Source organism: Mammaliicoccus sp. N-M50, assembly GCF_022386995.1.
Lineage (GTDB): Bacteria > Bacillota > Bacilli > Staphylococcales > Staphylococcaceae > Mammaliicoccus > Mammaliicoccus sciuri_A.
This window is the reverse complement of sequence record NZ_JAJNJA010000017.1, coordinates 1-16,984: the sequence shown is the minus strand read 5'-3', so window position 1 is coordinate 16,984 and position 16,984 is coordinate 1. Positions and strand designations below refer to the sequence as shown.

The 16,984-nt window shown below is 32.8% G+C and carries 18 protein-coding genes and 2 pseudogenes; 9 read left to right on the top strand and 11 right to left on the bottom strand.

Annotated elements, in window-relative coordinates; genetic code table 11:
• Nucleotides 1–650: IS6 family transposase (locus LQ622_RS14790; RefSeq protein ID WP_239775460.1), on the bottom strand; the 650-nt coding region annotated here is incomplete at its 3' end.
• A gap of 164 nt (nt 651–814) precedes the next feature.
• Between LQ622_RS14790 and LQ622_RS14785 the strand changes: the two genes are divergently transcribed.
• Complete coding sequence (locus LQ622_RS14785) at nt 815–910, top strand: type I toxin-antitoxin system Fst family toxin (protein WP_000889978.1); 96 nt, start codon at nt 815–817, stop codon at nt 908–910.
• A 270-nt stretch (nt 911–1,180) separates the two neighbouring features.
• A complete protein-coding gene (locus LQ622_RS14780; protein ID WP_001106006.1) occupies nt 1,181–1,855 on the top strand; it encodes an IS6-like element IS257 family transposase in 675 nt (224 codons plus the stop codon).
• A 27-nt stretch (nt 1,856–1,882) separates the two neighbouring features.
• Here the strand turns inward: LQ622_RS14780 and LQ622_RS14775 are convergent, their stop codons facing one another.
• The 6 genes from LQ622_RS14775 to LQ622_RS14755 form a co-directional block, all read right to left on the bottom strand.
• Entirely contained in the window at nt 1,883–2,131 is a 249-nt protein-coding gene (locus LQ622_RS14775) for a protein rep (RefSeq protein WP_049948302.1), read from the bottom strand.
• Nucleotides 2,132–2,374: 243 nt separating this feature from the next.
• On the bottom strand, nt 2,375–3,637 hold the full coding sequence (gene mobV, locus LQ622_RS14770; RefSeq protein ID WP_000119405.1) for a MobV family relaxase: 1,263 nt from the start codon (nt 3,635–3,637) through the stop codon (nt 2,375–2,377).
• A 566-nt stretch (nt 3,638–4,203) separates the two neighbouring features.
• A complete protein-coding gene (gene tet(L) / locus LQ622_RS14765; RefSeq protein ID WP_001574277.1) occupies nt 4,204–5,580 on the bottom strand; it encodes a tetracycline efflux MFS transporter Tet(L) in 1,377 nt (458 codons plus the stop codon).
• A gap of 33 nt (nt 5,581–5,613) precedes the next feature.
• A complete protein-coding gene (locus tag LQ622_RS15255; RefSeq protein ID WP_012779615.1) occupies nt 5,614–5,676 on the bottom strand; it encodes a tetracycline resistance efflux system leader peptide in 63 nt (20 codons plus the stop codon).
• 210 nt (nt 5,677–5,886) lie between these two features.
• On the bottom strand, nt 5,887–6,648 hold the full coding sequence (gene aadD1, locus LQ622_RS14760; protein ID WP_001014230.1) for an aminoglycoside O-nucleotidyltransferase ANT(4')-Ia: 762 nt from the start codon (nt 6,646–6,648) through the stop codon (nt 5,887–5,889).
• 168 nt (nt 6,649–6,816) lie between these two features.
• Nucleotides 6,817–7,575, bottom strand: a complete 759-nt coding sequence (locus LQ622_RS14755; protein WP_224666181.1) for a protein rep — start codon at nt 7,573–7,575, stop codon at nt 6,817–6,819.
• A 72-nt stretch (nt 7,576–7,647) separates the two neighbouring features.
• On the opposite strand from LQ622_RS14755, the gene LQ622_RS14750 reads away from it, so the two are divergent.
• The gene (locus LQ622_RS14750; RefSeq protein WP_001106022.1) at nt 7,648–8,322 is read left to right on the top strand and encodes an IS6-like element IS257 family transposase; all 675 of its coding nucleotides are present in this window, start codon (nt 7,648–7,650) and stop codon (nt 8,320–8,322) included.
• A gap of 151 nt (nt 8,323–8,473) precedes the next feature.
• Nucleotides 8,474–9,511 (top strand): 2,3-butanediol dehydrogenase, encoded by a 1,038-nt coding sequence (locus LQ622_RS14745; RefSeq protein ID WP_031837638.1) that lies wholly within the window; start codon nt 8,474–8,476, stop codon nt 9,509–9,511.
• An 87-nt stretch (nt 9,512–9,598) separates the two neighbouring features.
• On the opposite strand, the gene LQ622_RS14740 is transcribed toward LQ622_RS14745, so the two are convergent.
• The 4 genes from LQ622_RS14740 to LQ622_RS14725 all read right to left on the bottom strand — a co-directional run bounded on the left by LQ622_RS14740 (nt 9,599) and on the right by LQ622_RS14725 (nt 12,652).
• The gene (locus tag LQ622_RS14740; RefSeq protein ID WP_031837637.1) at nt 9,599–10,150 is read right to left on the bottom strand and encodes a recombinase family protein; all 552 of its coding nucleotides are present in this window, start codon (nt 10,148–10,150) and stop codon (nt 9,599–9,601) included.
• A gap of 405 nt (nt 10,151–10,555) precedes the next feature.
• The gene (gene erm(B), locus LQ622_RS14735) at nt 10,556–11,293 is read right to left on the bottom strand and encodes a 23S rRNA (adenine(2058)-N(6))-methyltransferase Erm(B) (RefSeq protein ID WP_002292226.1); all 738 of its coding nucleotides are present in this window, start codon (nt 11,291–11,293) and stop codon (nt 10,556–10,558) included.
• A gap of 124 nt (nt 11,294–11,417) precedes the next feature.
• Nucleotides 11,418–11,501, bottom strand: coding sequence for a 23S rRNA methyltransferase attenuation leader peptide (locus LQ622_RS14730; protein WP_001814874.1), 84 nt, complete (start codon nt 11,499–11,501; stop codon nt 11,418–11,420).
• A gap of 428 nt (nt 11,502–11,929) precedes the next feature.
• Entirely contained in the window at nt 11,930–12,652 is a 723-nt protein-coding gene (locus LQ622_RS14725; RefSeq protein ID WP_021286096.1) for a DUF536 domain-containing protein, read from the bottom strand.
• Between the two features lie 414 nt (nt 12,653–13,066).
• Between LQ622_RS14725 and LQ622_RS14720 the strand changes: the two genes are divergently transcribed.
• The 5 genes and pseudogenes from LQ622_RS14720 to LQ622_RS14705 all read left to right on the top strand — a co-directional run.
• A complete protein-coding gene (locus LQ622_RS14720; protein ID WP_031837636.1) occupies nt 13,067–14,023 on the top strand; it encodes a replication initiator protein A in 957 nt (318 codons plus the stop codon).
• A 14-nt stretch (nt 14,024–14,037) separates the two neighbouring features.
• Nucleotides 14,038–14,182 (top strand): annotated as a pseudogene (locus LQ622_RS15250) (protein rep); the annotation flags it as partial.
• Between the two features lie 886 nt (nt 14,183–15,068).
• The gene (locus tag LQ622_RS14715; RefSeq protein WP_031796899.1) at nt 15,069–15,746 is read left to right on the top strand and encodes a hypothetical protein; all 678 of its coding nucleotides are present in this window, start codon (nt 15,069–15,071) and stop codon (nt 15,744–15,746) included.
• 218 nt (nt 15,747–15,964) lie between these two features.
• Nucleotides 15,965–16,282, top strand: a pseudogene (locus LQ622_RS14710) (protein rep); the annotation flags it as partial.
• Nucleotides 16,283–16,334: 52 nt separating this feature from the next.
• Nucleotides 16,335–16,984, top strand: a 650-nt coding sequence (locus LQ622_RS14705; protein ID WP_239775458.1) for an IS6-like element IS257 family transposase, incomplete at its 3' end; no start/stop codon positions are given.

The window sequence follows — 16,984 nt, the reverse complement described above, 5'->3', positions numbered from 1 at the left end:
TCGTGGCATGGCGAAAATCCGTAGATCTGAAGAGATCTGCGGTTCTTTTTATATAGAGCGTAAATACATTCAATGCCTTTGAGTGTATTTTTTGCCGTATTGACACTTTGATATCTTGTCTTTCTCACCTTAATGTGACGATGATCTTGTTCAATGAAGTTATTGAGATATTTAGATGTGCAATGACAGTTAGGTTTCAACTTAAACACTTTAATTATTTTAGCCATGGCTACCTTCGTTGAAGGTGCTTGATCTGTAATTATCATTTGAGGTTTACCGAATTGTTTAATAAGGCGCTTAATAAACGCATATGCTGATTGATGATCTCGTTTTTTGCGTAACCAAATATCTAATGTATGTCCATCTGCATCAATCGCGCGATACAGATAACACCACTGTCCTTTAATTTTGATATATGTCTCATCAACACGCCACTTATAATACGCTTTTTTATGTTTTTTCTTCCAAATTTGATACAAAACGGGAGCATATTCTTGAACCCAACGGTAGACCGTTGAATGATGAACGTTGACACCACGTTCTCTTAGTATTTCAGATATATCACGATAACTAAGCGCATATCTTAGATAGTAGCCAACGGCTACAGTGATGACGTCCTTGTTAAATTGTTTATATCTGAAATAGTTCATATAGCATACTCCTTTTTGTTAAAATTATACTACAAAATCAACTTTGCAACAGAACCAGATCACTTATCAGAAGCTACCTATCATCGTATATTCGTAGATGATATAATATACAAGTCGTCTATCTCTCAGGCGTCAATTCCGACGCAGAGAGGAGGTGCTAATCTATGCTAGAAATCCTTGTTCACATCACGACCACAGTCATCAGTGGTTGTATTATTGCGTTATTTACGCATTGGCTACGTAATCGCAATAATAAATAGGCGACCATAGCCACACCTAAAAAATCCCCTCACTATTGCCGTAGTGAGGGGATTGGTGCATCTATGCTAGTTTCCTTGTTAACTAAATTATAACATCGGTGAGTGGAGAAATGCAAAGTCCTCATTCATTTCTCTTTTGAATATTATTTCTATCTATAATCTAACTCGTCTTTACGGATAAAAACATTGTAACTTGGCATAACATTGTTTAACTGGTTCTGTTGCAAAGTTGAATTTATAGTATAATTTTAACAAAAAGGAGTCTTCTGTATGAACTATTTCAGATATAAACAATTTAACAAGGATGTTATCACTGTAGCGGTTGGCTACTATCTAAGATATGCATTGAGTTATCGTGATATATCTGAAATATTAAGGGAACGTGGTGTAAACGTTCATCATTCAACGGTCTACCGTTGGGTTCAAGAATATGCTCCCGTTTTGTATCAAATTTGGAAGAAAAAACATAAAAAAGCGTATTATAAGTGGCGTGTTGATGAGACATATATCAAAATTAAAGGACAGTGGTGTTATCTGTATCGCGCGATTGATGCAGATGGACATACATTAGATATTTGGTTGCGTAAGCAACGAGATAATCATTCAGCATATGCGTTTATCAAACGTCTCATTAAACAATTTGGTAAACCTCAAAAGGTAATTACAGATCAGGCACCTTCAACGAAGGTAGCAATGGCTAAAGTAATTAAAGCTTTTAAACTTAAACCGGACTGTCATTGTACATCGAAATATCTGAATAACCTCATTGAGCAAGATCACCGTCATATTAAAGTAAGAAAGACAAGGTATCAAAGTATCAATACAGCAAAGAATACTTTAAAAGGTATTGAATGTATTTACGCTCTATATAAAAAGAACCGCAGGTCTCTTCAGATCTACGGATTTTCGCCATGCCACGAAATTAGCATCATGCTAGCAAGTTAAGCGAACACTGACATGATAAATTAGTGGTTAGCTATATTTTTTTACTTTGCAACAGAACCACGTTTTTTCTCCCGTTTCATAACTCACTTTATATTCAAGTACCTCTGCACAATCTTTTACACGTTCAGCCTTTTTAAATTCAAGAATATGCAAGAGTTCAAAATAATCTACATTTGCCATTTTCTTTTCTCGCCAAGGTCTTATTTTTCCACTTTTTGTTTTGTCGATTAGTACACTTGATTTTTCATCTGAATTAATGCTATTATTATTGCACATAATTAATACAGAAACCCCCTATGTAAATTTGTTTTTGTGTGGTAACTTAAACAATAACATAGGGTATTTTTCTGTGCAAGGATTTTTAAAGGTTCATTAACCTTATAAAGCCAATCACACCAACACTTTAAACGCGATGTAAACTATAAAAATAAAAACTTGTTGTTTCTATATGTATCAAGATAAGAAAGAACAAGTTCAAAACCATCAAAAAAAGACACCTTTTCAGGTGCTTTTTTTATTTTATAAACTCATTCCCTGATCTCGACTTCGTTCTTTTTTTACCTCTCGGTTATGAGTTAGTTCAAATTCGTTCTTTTTAGGTTCTAAATCGTGTTTTTCTTGGAATTGTGCTGTTTTATCCTTTACCTTGTCTACAAACCCCTTAAAAACGTTTTTAAAGGCTTTTAAGCCGTCTGTACGTTCCTTAAGGAATTCCTTAGTGCTTTCATAGATTAAACTCACATCACGCTTTAAATCGCTTATTTTAGACTTTAAAGACTTGTTTTCTTCAAGCAACTCATTATAATCATTTACATTTTCATTAAATCGCTCTACAAGACCACTATATTTTTCTTTAACTTGCCCATGTTCTTTACTTAATTTTTTATATTCTCTCGCCATATCAGTACTCATGAGATTTCTAACATGCTGTTTTAACCTATCGTTATCTCTCGCAGCAGTCACTAAGTTTTTATAATCACGCTCCGATATAACAACATTTTTGGTTGGTTTCTTTTCTGTTTTCATTATTTCTTTTCCCAAACCAAACATGGACTTTTCACCCGTTGGCACTTCAACACTTTTCATGTGTCGTTTCGCTGGTACTTCTAAATCTGATTTAACTTTATCGCTATAAGCAGTCCATTCATCTTTTTTAACTGCTAAATTTTTTTCTAGAAAATCAATCTCTTTTTCCAAAGTTTGTTTTTTAAATTTAGCTGTCTCAATATGTTTACGGTCAGAGCCACGTTCACCACGCTTCAACTCAAAACCCTGTTTTTTCATATGCTCGGGGAATTTATCTTGTAGCCATAACAGTTCTTGACGATTAAACACATTTTTTCCTTGCAGTTTTCCATCACGCATAGGCACAACACCTAAATGCATGTGAGGGGTTTGCTCATCATTATGAACTGTTGCATAAGCAATATTTTGCTTGCCATATCGTTCGGAAAATAATTTATAACTTTCCTCAAAAAATCGTTTTTGTTCTCCTGGATCCAGTTGCTCAAAAAAATCTCGGTCAGATGTTACTAGCAACTCATTTACAAGAACAGCATCTTTCCTCGTTTTTCTTGTACCTGTTTTTTGTGATTCAATAATTTCTTTGACACGTTCGTTGTAATCAATATTTTTATCATTTTTCAAATCATAATTTTCACGTGTTCGCTCATGGTCAATATCATCATTCGTTCTACTTTTTCGCTCTCTTTGATTATGAAATTGCATGCCTTTTAGTCCAGCTGATTTCACTTTTTGCATTCTACAAACTGCATAACTCATATGTAAATCGCTCCTTTTTAGGTGGCACAAATGTGAGGCATTTTCGCTCTTTCCGGCAACCACTTCCAAGTAAAGTATAATAACACACTATACTTTATATTCATAAAGTGTGTGCTCTGCGAGGCTGTCGGCAGTGCCGACCAAAACCATAAAACCTTTAAGACCTTTCTTTTTTTTACGAGAAAAAAGAAACAAAAAAACCTGCCCTCTGCCACCTCAGCAAAGGGGGGTTTTGCTCTCGTGCTCGTTTAAAAATCAGCAAGGGACAGGTAGTATTTTTTGAGAAGATCACTCAAAAAATCTCCACCTTTAAACCCTTGCCAATTTTTATTTTGTCCGTTTTGTCTAGCTTACCGAAAGCCAGACTCAGCAAGAATAAAATTTTTATTGTCTTTCGGTTTTCTAGTGTAACGGACAAAACCACTCAAAATAAAAAAGATACAAGAGAGGTCTCTCGTATCTTTTATTCAGCAATCGCGCCCTTTAATGGAACAAAAAGATTTGAATTCCTGTTATAAAAAAAGGATCAATTTTGAACTCTCTCCCAAAGTTGATCCCTTAACGATTTAGAAATCCCTTTGAGAATGTTTATATACATTCAAGGTAACCAGCCAACTAATGACAATGATTCCTGAAAAAAGTAATAACAAATTACTATACAGATAAGTTGACTGATCAACTTCCATAGGTAACAACCTTTGATCAAGTAAGGGTATGGATAATAAACCACCTACAATTGCAATACCTGTTCCCTCTGATAAAAAGCTGGTAAAGTTAAGCAAACTCATTCCAGCACCAGCTTCCTGCTGTTTCAAGCTACTTGAAACAATTGTTGATATAACTGTTTTGGTGAACGAAAGCCCACCTAAAACAAATACGATTATAATTGTCATGAACCATGATGTTGTTTCTAAAAGAAAGGAAGCAGTTAAAAAGCTAACAGAAAGAAATGTAACTCCGATGTTTAACACGTATAAAGGACCTCTTCTATCAACAAGTATCCCACCAATGTAGCCGAAAATAATGACACTCATTGTTCCAGGGAAAATAATTACACTTCCGATTTCGGCAGTACTTAGCTGGTGAACATCTTTCATCATATAAGGAACCATAGAGACAAACCCTGCTACTGTTCCAAATATAATTCCCCCACAAAGAACTCCAATCATAAAAGGTATATTTTTCCCTAATCCGGGATCAACAAAAGGATCTGTTACTTTCCTGATATGTTTTACAAATATCAGGAATGACAGCACGCTAACGATAAGAAAAGAAATGCTATATGATGTTGTAAACAACATAAAAAATACAATGCCTACAGACATTAGTATAATTCCTTTGATATCAAAATGACCTTTTATCCTTACTTCTTTCTTTAATAATTTCATAAGAAACGGAACAGTGATAATTGTTATCATAGGAATGAGTAGAAGATAGGACCAATGAATATAATGGGCTATCATTCCACCAATCGCTGGACCGACTCCTTCTCCCATGGCTACTATCGATCCAATAAGACCAAATGCTTTACCCCTATTTTCCTTTGGAATATAGCGCGCAACTACAACCATTACGAGTGCTGGAAATGCAGCTGCACCAGCCCCTTGAATAAAACGAGCCATAATAAGTAAGGAAAAGAAAGAATGGCCAACAAACCCAATTACCGACCCGAAACAATTTATTATAATTCCAAATAGGAGTAACCTTTTGATGCCTAATTGATCAGATAGCTTTCCATATACAGCTGTTCCAATGGAAAAGGTTAACATAAAGGCTGTGTTCACCCAGTTTGTACTCGCAGGTGGTTTATTAAAATCATTTGCAATATCAGGTAATGAGACGTTCAAAACCATTTCATTTAATACGCTAAAAAAAGATAAAATGCAAAGCCAAATTAAAATTTGGTTGTGTCGTAAATTCGATTGTGAATAGGATGTATTCACATTTCACCCTCCAATAATGAGGGCAGACGTAGTTTATAGGGTTAATGATACGCTTCCCTCTTTTAATTGAACCCTGTTACATTCATTACACTTCATAATTAATTCCTCCTAAACTTGATTAAAACATTTTACCACATATAAACTAAGTTTTAAATTCAGTATTTCATCACTTATACAACAATATGGCCCGATTTAAGCACACCCTTTATTCCGTTAATGCGCCATGACAGCCATGATAATTACTAATACTAGGAGAAGTTAATAAATACGTAACCAACATGATTAACAATTATTAGAGGTCATCGTTCAAAATGGTATGCGTTTTGACACATCCACTATATATCCGTGTCGTTCTGTCCACTCCTGAATCCCATTCCAGAAATTCTCTAGCGATTCCAGAAGTTTCTCAGAGTCGGAAAGTTGACCAGACATTACGAACTGGCACAGATGGTCATAACCTGAAGGAAGATCTGATTGCTTAACTGCTTCAGTTAAGACCGAAGCGCTCGTCGTATAACAGATGCGATGATGCAGACCAATCAACATGGCACCTGCCATTGCTACCTGTACAGTCAAGGATGGTAGAAATGTTGTCGGTCCTTGCACACGAATATTACGCCATTTGCCTGCATATTCAAACAGCTCTTCTACGATAAGGGCACAAATCGCATCGTGGAACGTTTGGGCTTCTACCGATTTAGCAGTTTGATACACTTTCTCTAAGTATCCACCTGAATCATAAATCGGCAAAATAGAGAAAAATTGACCATGTGTAAGCGGCCAATCTGATTCCACCTGAGATGCATAATCTAGTAGAATCTCTTCGCTATCAAAATTCACTTCCACCTTCCACTCACCGGTTGTCCATTCATGGCTGAACTCTGCTTCCTCTGTTGACATGACACACATCATCTCAATATCCGAATAGGGCCCATCAGTCTGACGACCAAGAGAGCCATAAACACCAATAGCCTTAACATCATCCCCATATTTATCCAATATTCGTTCCTTAATTTCATGAACAATCTTCATTCTTTCTTCTCTAGTCATTATTATTGGTCCATTCACTATTCTCATTCCCTTTTCAGATAATTTTAGATTTGCTTTTCTAAATAAGAATATTTGGAGAGCACCGTTCTTATTCAGCTATTAATAACTCGTCTTCCTAAGCATCCTTCAATCCTTTTAATAACAATTATAGCATCTAATCTTCAACAAACTGGCCCGTTTGTTGAACTACTCTTTAATAAAATAATTTTTCCGTTCCCAATTCCACATTGCAATAATAGAAAATCCATCTTCATCGGCTTTTTCGTCATCATCTGTATGAATCAAATCGCCTTCTTCTGTGTCATCAAGGTTTAATTTTTTATGTATTTCTTTTAACAAACCACCATAGGAGATTAACCTTTTACGGTGTAAACCTTCCTCCAAATCAGACAAACGTTTCAAATTCTTTTCTTCATCATCGGTCATAAAATCCGTATCCTTTACAGGATATTTTGCAGTTTCGTCAATTGCCGATTGTATATCCGATTTATATTTATTTTTCGGTCGAATCATTTGAACTTTTACATTTGGATCATAGTCTAATTTCATTGCCTTTTTCCAAAATTGAATCCATTGTTTTTGATTCACGTAGTTTTCTGTATTCTTAAAATAAGTTGGTTCCACACATACCAATACATGCATGTGCTGATTATAAGAATTATCTTTATTATTTATTGTCACTTCCGTTGCACGCATAAAACCAACAAGATTTTTATTAATTTTTTTATATTGCATCATTCGGCGAAATCCTTGAGCCATATCTGACAAACTCTTATTTAATTCTTCGCCATCATAAACATTTTTAACTGTTAATGTGAGAAACAACCAACGAACTGTTGGCTTTTGTTTAATAACTTCAGCAACAACCTTTTGTGACTGAATGCCATGTTTCATTGCTCTCCTCCAGTTGCACATTGGACATAATCGAGATTTACAAAACCACACACGATATAACGTTTTTGGTTCTGTTGCAAAGTTGAATTTATAGTATAATTTTAACAAAAAGGAGTCTTCTGTATGAACTATTTCAGATATAAACAATTTAACAAGGATGTTATCACTGTAGCCGTTGGCTACTATCTAAGATATGCATTGAGTTATCGTGATATATCTGAAATATTAAGGGGACGTGGTGTAAACGTTCATCATTCAACGGTCTACCGTTGGGTTCAAGAATATGCCCCAATTTTATATCAAATTTGGAAGAAAAAGCATAAAAAAGCTTATTACAAATGGCGTATTGATGAGACGTACATCAAAATAAAAGGAAAATGGAGCTATTTATATCGTGCCATTGATGCAGAGGGACATACATTAGATATTTGGTTGCGTAAGCAACGAGATAATCATTCAGCATATGCGTTTATCAAACGTCTCATTAAACAATTTGGTAAACCTCAAAAGGTAATTACAGATCAGGCACCTTCAACGAAGGTAGCAATGGTTAAAGTAATTAAAGCTTTTAAACTTAAACCTGACTGCCATTGTACATCGAAATATCTGAATAACCTCATTGAGCAAGATCACCGTCATATTAAAGTAAGAAAGACAAGGTATCAAAGTATCAATACAGCAAAGAATACTTTAAAAGGTATTGAGTGTATTTACGCTCTATATAAAAAGAACCGCAGGTCTCTTCAGATCTACGGATTTTCGCCATGCCACGAAATTAGCATCATGCTAGCAAGTTAAGCGAACACTGACATGATAAATTAGTGGTTAGCTATATTTTTTTACTTTGCAACAGAACCCGCAAACATAAGTTATTATAAAAGTGGTTCTGTTGCAAAGTAACTTTTAAAAGGTATACTATTAAATTAACTAAAACAAGGAGGTTTTATCAATGAAAGCAGCAGTTTGGTATGGTCAAAAGGATGTACGAGTTGAAGATCGAAAATCTAAAGAGTTACAAGATAATGAGGTTCAAGTTAAAGTGTCTTGGGCTGGCATTTGTGGGACAGATTTACATGAATACTTAGAAGGCCCTATATTTATTTCAACAGACAAACCTGACCCGTTCCTTGGCCAAAAAGCGCCCGTTACATTAGGCCACGAATTTGCAGGTGTAGTAGATGATATTGGTTCTAAGGTTACAAAATTTAATAAAGGCGATCGTGTTGTCATTAATCCTACAGTTTCAAATCGTGAAAAAGAAGAAAATATTGATCTTTACGATGGTTATTCATTTATAGGTTTAGGTTCTGATGGTGGATTTGCAGAATTTACAAATGTCCCAGAAGAGAACGTTTATAAGCTACCAGATAAGGTTTCTGATAAAGAAGGCGCTCTTGTAGAGCCAACCGCTGTTGCAGTTCAAGCAATTAAAGAAGGCGAAGTTCTATTTGGCGATACTGTTGCTATTTTTGGTGCAGGTCCAATCGGTTTATTAACAGTCATAGCAGCTAAAGCTGCAGGTGCAAGTAAGATATTTGTTTTTGATTTATCAGAAGAAAGATTGAATAAAGCTAAAGCAATAGGTGCTACTCATACTATCAATTCTGGTGAATCAAACCCAAGTGATGTTATTAATAAACATACAGATAATGGCGTGGATGTAGCATTTGAAGTAGCTGGTGTAGCACCAACACTTAAATCTGCTATAGACGTTACTAAAGCAAGAGGTACTGTCGTTATAGTGTCTATATTTGGTCATCCTATTGAATGGAATCCAATGCAATTAACTAATACAGGTGTAAAACTTACTTCAACGATTGCTTATACACCTACTACATTTCAACAAACAATAGATTTAATTAATGAAGGTAATTTAAAAGTTAAAGATGTTATTACTGATGAAATAGAGCTAGATAATATTGTGGAGTCAGGATTTGAACAACTTGTAAACGATAAATCACAAGCAAAAATTCTCGTTAAATTATAATATAGATTATAAAAACTAATGAAAGGAGAATCTCTAATTTGAAGATTCTCCTTTCATTAGTTTTCTTTCTGTGATTATTTGTTTTTACTACTTCATTTTTATTATTCTATATACAGTAGAACGACTCACTCCTGTTTGTTTAGCAATCTCTTCGCCTGTAAGTTTTTGTTCATCGTATAGAAATTTAATTTCTCTTTTCTTATGGTCAGGCAATGAAGGTCTGCCGCCTTTTCGCCCTCTTGCTCTTGCTGCTTCTAGTCCTTTTTTAGTTCGTTCACTTAATAAGTTAGCTTCAAGTTCCGCAAATGCACTCATCATAGTAAAGAACATCTTGCCCATCGCATCTTTGGTTGATACGTTCATATCTATAATATGTAAATCAATACTATTATCATCTAACCATTGAGATAACTCAATTAATTGCTTGGTTGTTCGGCCAAGACGATCTAGTTTATAGATAACTAAAATATCGCCTTCACGTAAATAATCTAAGCATTTATCAAGTTCCGTTCGTTTCGTTTTGCGACCACTCGCTTTCTCGCTAAAGATACGTTCACAACCATATTCCTCAAGTGTATCAATCTGTCCATCAAGACTTTGATCTTGTGTTGATACACGTGCATAACCAATTTTAGCCATTTGAATACCACCTCTTTTAATCGTTTTATGAGTACTTACTAATGAAATCTAGTTCTTGATGCAAATAAACGCGGCTCTCATCGTCTGAAAACTCATATTTTTTGGTATTTATGATACATTGATTATAACACAAGTTTTTAGACTTCGATATCCAAGAAAACCCTCTTAATATTAAGTTAAGAGGGTTTGTATCAAAAACGATCGTTTATGGTACCATTCAAATTTATCCTTATTGTACAAAATAACAGCGAAATTTTTAAATCTATTCCTTATCGATACAAATTCCCCGTAGGCGCTAGGGACCTCTTTAGCTCCTTGGAAGCTGTCAGTAGTATACCTAATAATTTATCTACATTCCCTTTAGTAACGTGTAACTTTCCAAATTTACAAAAGCGACTCATAGAATTATTTCCTCCCGTTAAATAATAGATAACTATTAAAAATAGACAATACTTGCTCATAAGTAACGGTACTTAAATTGTTTACTTTGGCGTGTTTCATTGCTTGATGAAACTGATTTTTAGTAAACAGTTGACGATATTCTCGATTGACCCATTTTGAAACAAAGTACGTATATAGCTTCCAATATTTATCTGGAACATCTGTGGTATGGCGGGTAAGTTTTATTAAGACACTGTTTACTTTTGGTTTAGGATGAAAGCATTCCGCTGGCAGCTTAAGCAATTGCTGAATCGAGACTTGAGTGTGCAAGAGCAACCCTAGTGTTCGGTGAATATCCAAGGTACGCTTGTAGAATCCTTCTTCAACAATCAGATAGATGTCAGACGCATGGCTTTCAAAAACCACTTTTTTAATAATTTGTGTGCTTAAATGGTAAGGAATACTCCCAACAATTTTATACCTCTGTTTGTTAGGGAATTGAAACTGTAGAATATCTTGGTGAATTAAAGTGACACGAGTATTCAGTTTTAATTTTTCTGACGATAAGTTGAATAGATGACTGTCTAATTCAATAGACGTTACCTGTTTACTTATTTTAGCCAGTTTCGTCGTTAAATGCCCTTTACCTGTTCCAATTTCGTAAACGGTATCGGTTTCTTTTAAATTCAATTGTTTTATTATTTGGTTGAGTACTTTTTCACTCGTTAAAAAGTTTTGAGAATATTTTATATTTTTGTTCATGTAATCACTCCTGAAGTGATTACATCTATAAATAAATACAGAAGTTAAACGATTTGTTTGTAATTTTAGTTATCTGTTTAAAAAGTCATAAGATTAGTCACTGGTAGGAATTAATCTAACGTATTTATTTATCTGCGTAATCACTGTTTTTAGTCTGTTTCAAAACAGTAGATGTTTTATCTACATTACGCATTTGGAATACCAACATGACGAATCCCTCCTTCTTAATTACAAATTTTTAGCATCTAATTTAACTTCAATTCCTATTATACACAATTTTAAGATAATGCACTATCAACACACTCTTAAGTTTGCTTCTAAGTCTTATTTCCATAACTTTAGGGTTAACCATACGCAAGACCAATCACTCTCGGACAATACTCATGATTTTAATGATAAAATCCATGTTAAACCCATAGATAAGAAATACACCTGCAATAACCGTTACCTGTTTGTGCCAATTTAAAAATGCACCACTTTTTTATAATTAAAACGGTTGAAAACTGTACCACTAATAACTCACAATAGAGAGATGTCACCGTCAAGTTAAATGTACAAAATAACAGCGAAATTTTTAAATCTATTTCTTATCGATACAAATTCCTCGTAGGCGCTCGGGACCCCTTTTTAATATAATTAGTTACCAAACAAACGACTCCAAAATCCTTTTTTAGATGGCTGCTCCACCTCATTATTAGTCTCACTTTCTTGTTCTTTAGCTCGTTTCTCTTCCTCTGTAGTAACTTTTTTTATATCTTCATCCTTATTCTCTCCAGATATAACACTATAATCCGTTGTTTGATTTTCCTCTTGTTGTTGGTTAGTATTTTTAGGTTCTTCAGTAAAATCGGCTTCTTGTGCATTAATATTTTCTCTATCATTAGTCACTTTATCAAAAGAGTAATTAAGCTGTCTTTCTTCTTCTAATTGATTCTCTAACTTTTGAATTTTTTTATTACTTTCTAATGCTAATACTTGTTGATTTTCAAGCAATTTTGACCTTTCTTGCAACTCTTTTCTGTAAAATTCAATTGTTGTTTCATGACGACTTTCTTGTCTTTCAATTTGATCATTTAAAGTATCAATCTGTTTTTTAAGGATTTCTACTATTTGAGCATTACTTTTGGATTCAACATTATTATCTGACTCTTTTTTTTGTTTGTCTTCTGCAGTACTTTCAAAACCATATTTCTTTTTATTTTCATTTACCCTTTGAATAATTTTTTCTATATCCGTATCTTCTTTAATAAAGGAAGTATTTTCCTGTTTCAATGTCTCTATATTCAATCGTTTAATGTTATTAAAAATTGTTTGCTTACTAACCCCTAATTCTTCACTTAAGATTTTCACACTTTTCATATAATCAACCCTTTATAAAATGTTTATCAACCCTTTATGCTATATTATAAACTTATGATGTTTTATATTCAAAGTTATAAAAGATGAAATGATTTTATTTCGTCAAAGGTTTGTCAAAGGTTTATAGTCATTGACAAACCTTTATCAACCCTTGACAAACTCTTATTTTCTCCTTTTATAACCTTGTTTAAAGTGCTATAATAGTCTTAACACATTAAAAACCCCAACTACTGGTAATAGTCGGGGTTTGGTAATAAAACGTTGCGGCACGTTTGTTTAATATCAATTTTATACTTGTATTATATAATGAATGACACCTTAGTGCAAGAACTTAAATCGTTAAATAAATGTAAAGCTATATAAAAGCGTTTTATTACCTCTTACCATACTAAAATTCGGAAAGAGGTTTTTATTATGTCAAATTTCAAAAGAATTACAATACAAGAATTTGAACAAGAAAGATTTTATAAACTTTATAAATTTTTATTTGAAGATGAATATTTTAGAAAACTTAGTGATTCTTCAAAAATTGCCTACTGTATGTTTAGAGATCGTTTTGAATTATCTAAAATGAATAACTGGATTGATGAAAATGGGAATGTATATTTAATATTTACTACTAAAGATTTATGTGAACTTTTAAATTGCGGAACTCAAAAAGTAACTAAAATTAAAAAGGAATTAGAAAATTTTAATTTATTAGAACAAGAAAGAATAGGTTTAAACAAACCTAATAAGATATATATATTAGAACCAAAAAAGCCTTCCAAAACCAGTAACAACAAGGAATTTCGAAAATCAAAATTCCAGAATAGTGAAAATCAAAATTCAAGAGTTTTGAAAATCAAAAAACAAGAATTTCGAAAATCAAAATCTAATGATACTAACTTAAATAATACTGATTATATAAAGACTAAGAATAATGATATGAATGACTTGAATGATATAGCGGCTAAAAATAAAATAAGCAATCATTCAAATCACACAAATCAATTTTCAAATAATTTGGATGATAAAGATTATAAAGAAATTCTATTACAAGAATTCCCAGATCAATTAACGAATTATTTATTAAATTATGATTATAGAGATTTAAAAATGATAAAAGCTATTATTCTTAAAGCCAAAAAATCGTTTAACTCAAATCACGATGATACGTATTATATGTTAGAACATATTGAAGATGAAATATTAATATCTTTAAAAAGAGTTAAAAAAGCGATACATGATAGAGGTGTTAAAGGCCAAAAAGAAACACTCAGTTCGATGCAAGGGTATTTAATGAAGACGATTTTAAGTGAACTTGAAGAACGCTATTCAGCCGATATGAGAAGACAAAATATGGCGAAATATAATATTTTTAATCAGTAAATCGTGAATGATTTGAAAAAGGTTTATACCGAAAACGTATGTTGAGTTATGGTGGTTTGCTTAAACAAAAACATAAAATTTTAAATTTAGACGATGCTGAAGATGGCAATTTGGAATTTCGAAAAACAAAATTATTATTTAAAAAATGCGAAACGTTAGCTAAAAAGCTAGCGTTTTTTTATGTTTTTAGCCTCTGCGGGAACTATAGCGTTTAACCAGCATGGTTACCCACTTTTCATGCCAATTTTTAAATTTGCATGTAAATGGGCAGTGTCTAAAAAATTAGTCACTGGTTTTGCATATTTTTTGTTTGTGAAATGAGAATATATTTATTTGGCTCATATTTGCGTTTTAAGAGCGTGTATAAGTTTTTGGATATAAAACTATATGATTTACCCCTATTTATTTAAAATGACCCCTTAAAATTCAAAATAAAGCATGTATGAGAATGTATAAAGTCAAAAAATAAAGTTGATTATAGAATCTATAAGCTGTTTTTTAGAATCTATCAGAATCTATAATTTTATAAACGTTGATATAAGTGGCTTGTAAAGAATCTGAATACAAGTTCTGACGATGCCAGGAAACTTTTATACAGGTTATACATTTTAAAATTGGAATATGTGTCTTAGGCGTATGATCTGTTTGGTTTTAACATGGCTTAAAAGAGATGTATAAAGCATAAGAAGATACCTCAGCTATGCTGAGTGACACGTAGTGGCATTGTGTCCCCTTATGCTCTTAGCAGAGAATCTGAAAAGAATTTAAAAACATCAAAATACGTAGTGAGCAATGTATAAAAAATAGAACACGCATTTATACCGAGAAAATTTATTGATGTTGAGAAGAACCCTTAACTAAACTTGTAGACTAATGTCGGCATAGCGTGAGCTATTAAGCCGACCATTCGACAAGTTTTGGGATTGTTAAGGGTTCCGAGGCTCAACGTCAATAAAGCAATTGGAATAAATTTTTAATAATTTGAGTACTTATTCTTCTGAAAATTGATATGATTATTTAAACTAATTTAAAGGGGTTGCTTGAATTGATCGCTTATATTTCTTTAGGAATATCTATTTTTGCTTTAGGTATTTCAATGTATACTGTGTTTTATCAGAGAAAAAAAGATAATATTCTTTTAAGACCTCAACTTTTTTTAGAATCTCAAAATAAACAAACTGTAGATTACATAGGTATTGATTGGGATATTGACGGTTACGAAAAGCTACAGGAATATGATGTTTTATTGAAATTTATAAATACAACGAAAGTAAGAATTACAGATTTGTCTGTATCTATTGATGTGAGGAAAAATGATACTTTTGAATTTTTATTAAGTAAAGCATCAGAAGAAAAAGAAAACAATTTTGATATAGAAAAAGATATGTTTGGTAATGATACTTATGGTTGGGATAAAGTTTTTGGTTTGGAAGAAACGACAAAAGAAAAAATATCAGTTCTTGATGGCGGGGATTCATTCGAATTGAGATTACCAAATATTTTTTCAGCTTTATTATTAGGTGCCATGTATATAAATAGAAATGACTTTACAGAATCTAACTTTACAATAGATTTTGATATAAAAATTTTATATAATCATGATTTTGCTAATAAAGGTAAATATGTTTGTATAAATGAGACTGTTTCAGTAAATATCACTTATGAAAGAGCGCTTCAAGGACCATGGGTTGTTTATGATTCTATTACTTTTGATAAATTGTGAATAATGATAAAACGTTTTTTAGAACGAGTGAAACGAGTTTCTTCTTGTCTTGAGTTATTGATATGACTGGTTTTAAGCACAAAAAAAAGTTGTTTTTCCGTACCTATTAATGTATCGTTTTAAATGACTAGTAAAAAACATACATAGAAAGGGGAAAAAGCAACTTTTTTTATGGGTCTTAGTTAGAGTAGAACTAAGTTGTTTTTGTGTATTATAACATGGATAAGTATACTGAGAAAAAACGTAGAAATCAAGCATTTCAAAAATTCATTCAAGGATATATTGGAGAAGATCAGATGGATTATGTGAGGGATTGTAATACATTTTTGTCTTTTGTGGCTGATAAAACCTAAAAAAAACAAAAATTATATAAAGCGAACCCTTGTAAAAATCGATTTTGTCCAATGTGTGCATGGCGTAAAGCGAGGAAAGATGCGCTGGGTTTATCGTTGATGATGAAATATATTAAACAGGATCAGCAGAAGGATTTTATATTTTTAACATTAACAACGCCTAATGTGTCTAAAGAAGAGCTTCTGTTGCAAAGTTGAATTTATAGTATAATTTTAACAAAAAGGAGTCTTCTGTATGAACTATTTCAGATATAAACAATTTAACAAAGATGTTATCACTGTAGCCGTTGGCTACTATCTAAGATATGCATTGAGTTATCGTGATATATCTGAAATATTAAGGGAACGTGGTGTAAACGTTCATCATTCAACAGTCTACCGTTGGGTTCAAGAATATGCCCCAATTTTGTATCAAATTTGGAAGAAAAAGCATAAAAAAGCTTATTACAAATGGCGTATTGATGAGACGTACATCAAAATAAAAGGAAAATGGAGCTATTTATATCGTGCCATTGATGCAGAGGGACATACATTAGATATTTGGTTGCGTAAGCAACGAGATAATCATTCAGCATATGCGTTTATCAAACGTCTCATTAAACAATTTGGTAAACCTCAAAAGGTAATTACAGATCAGGCACCTTCAACGAAAGTAGCAATAGCTAAAGTAATTAAAGCTTTTAAACTTAAACCTGACTGTCATTGTACATCGAAATATCTGAATAACCTCATTGAGCAAGATCACCGTCATATTAAAGTAAGAAAGACAAGATATCAAAGTATCAATACGGCAAAAAATACACTCAAAGGCATTGAATGTATTTACGCTCTATATAAAAAGAACCGCAGATCTCTTCAGATCTACGGATTTTCGCCATGCCACGA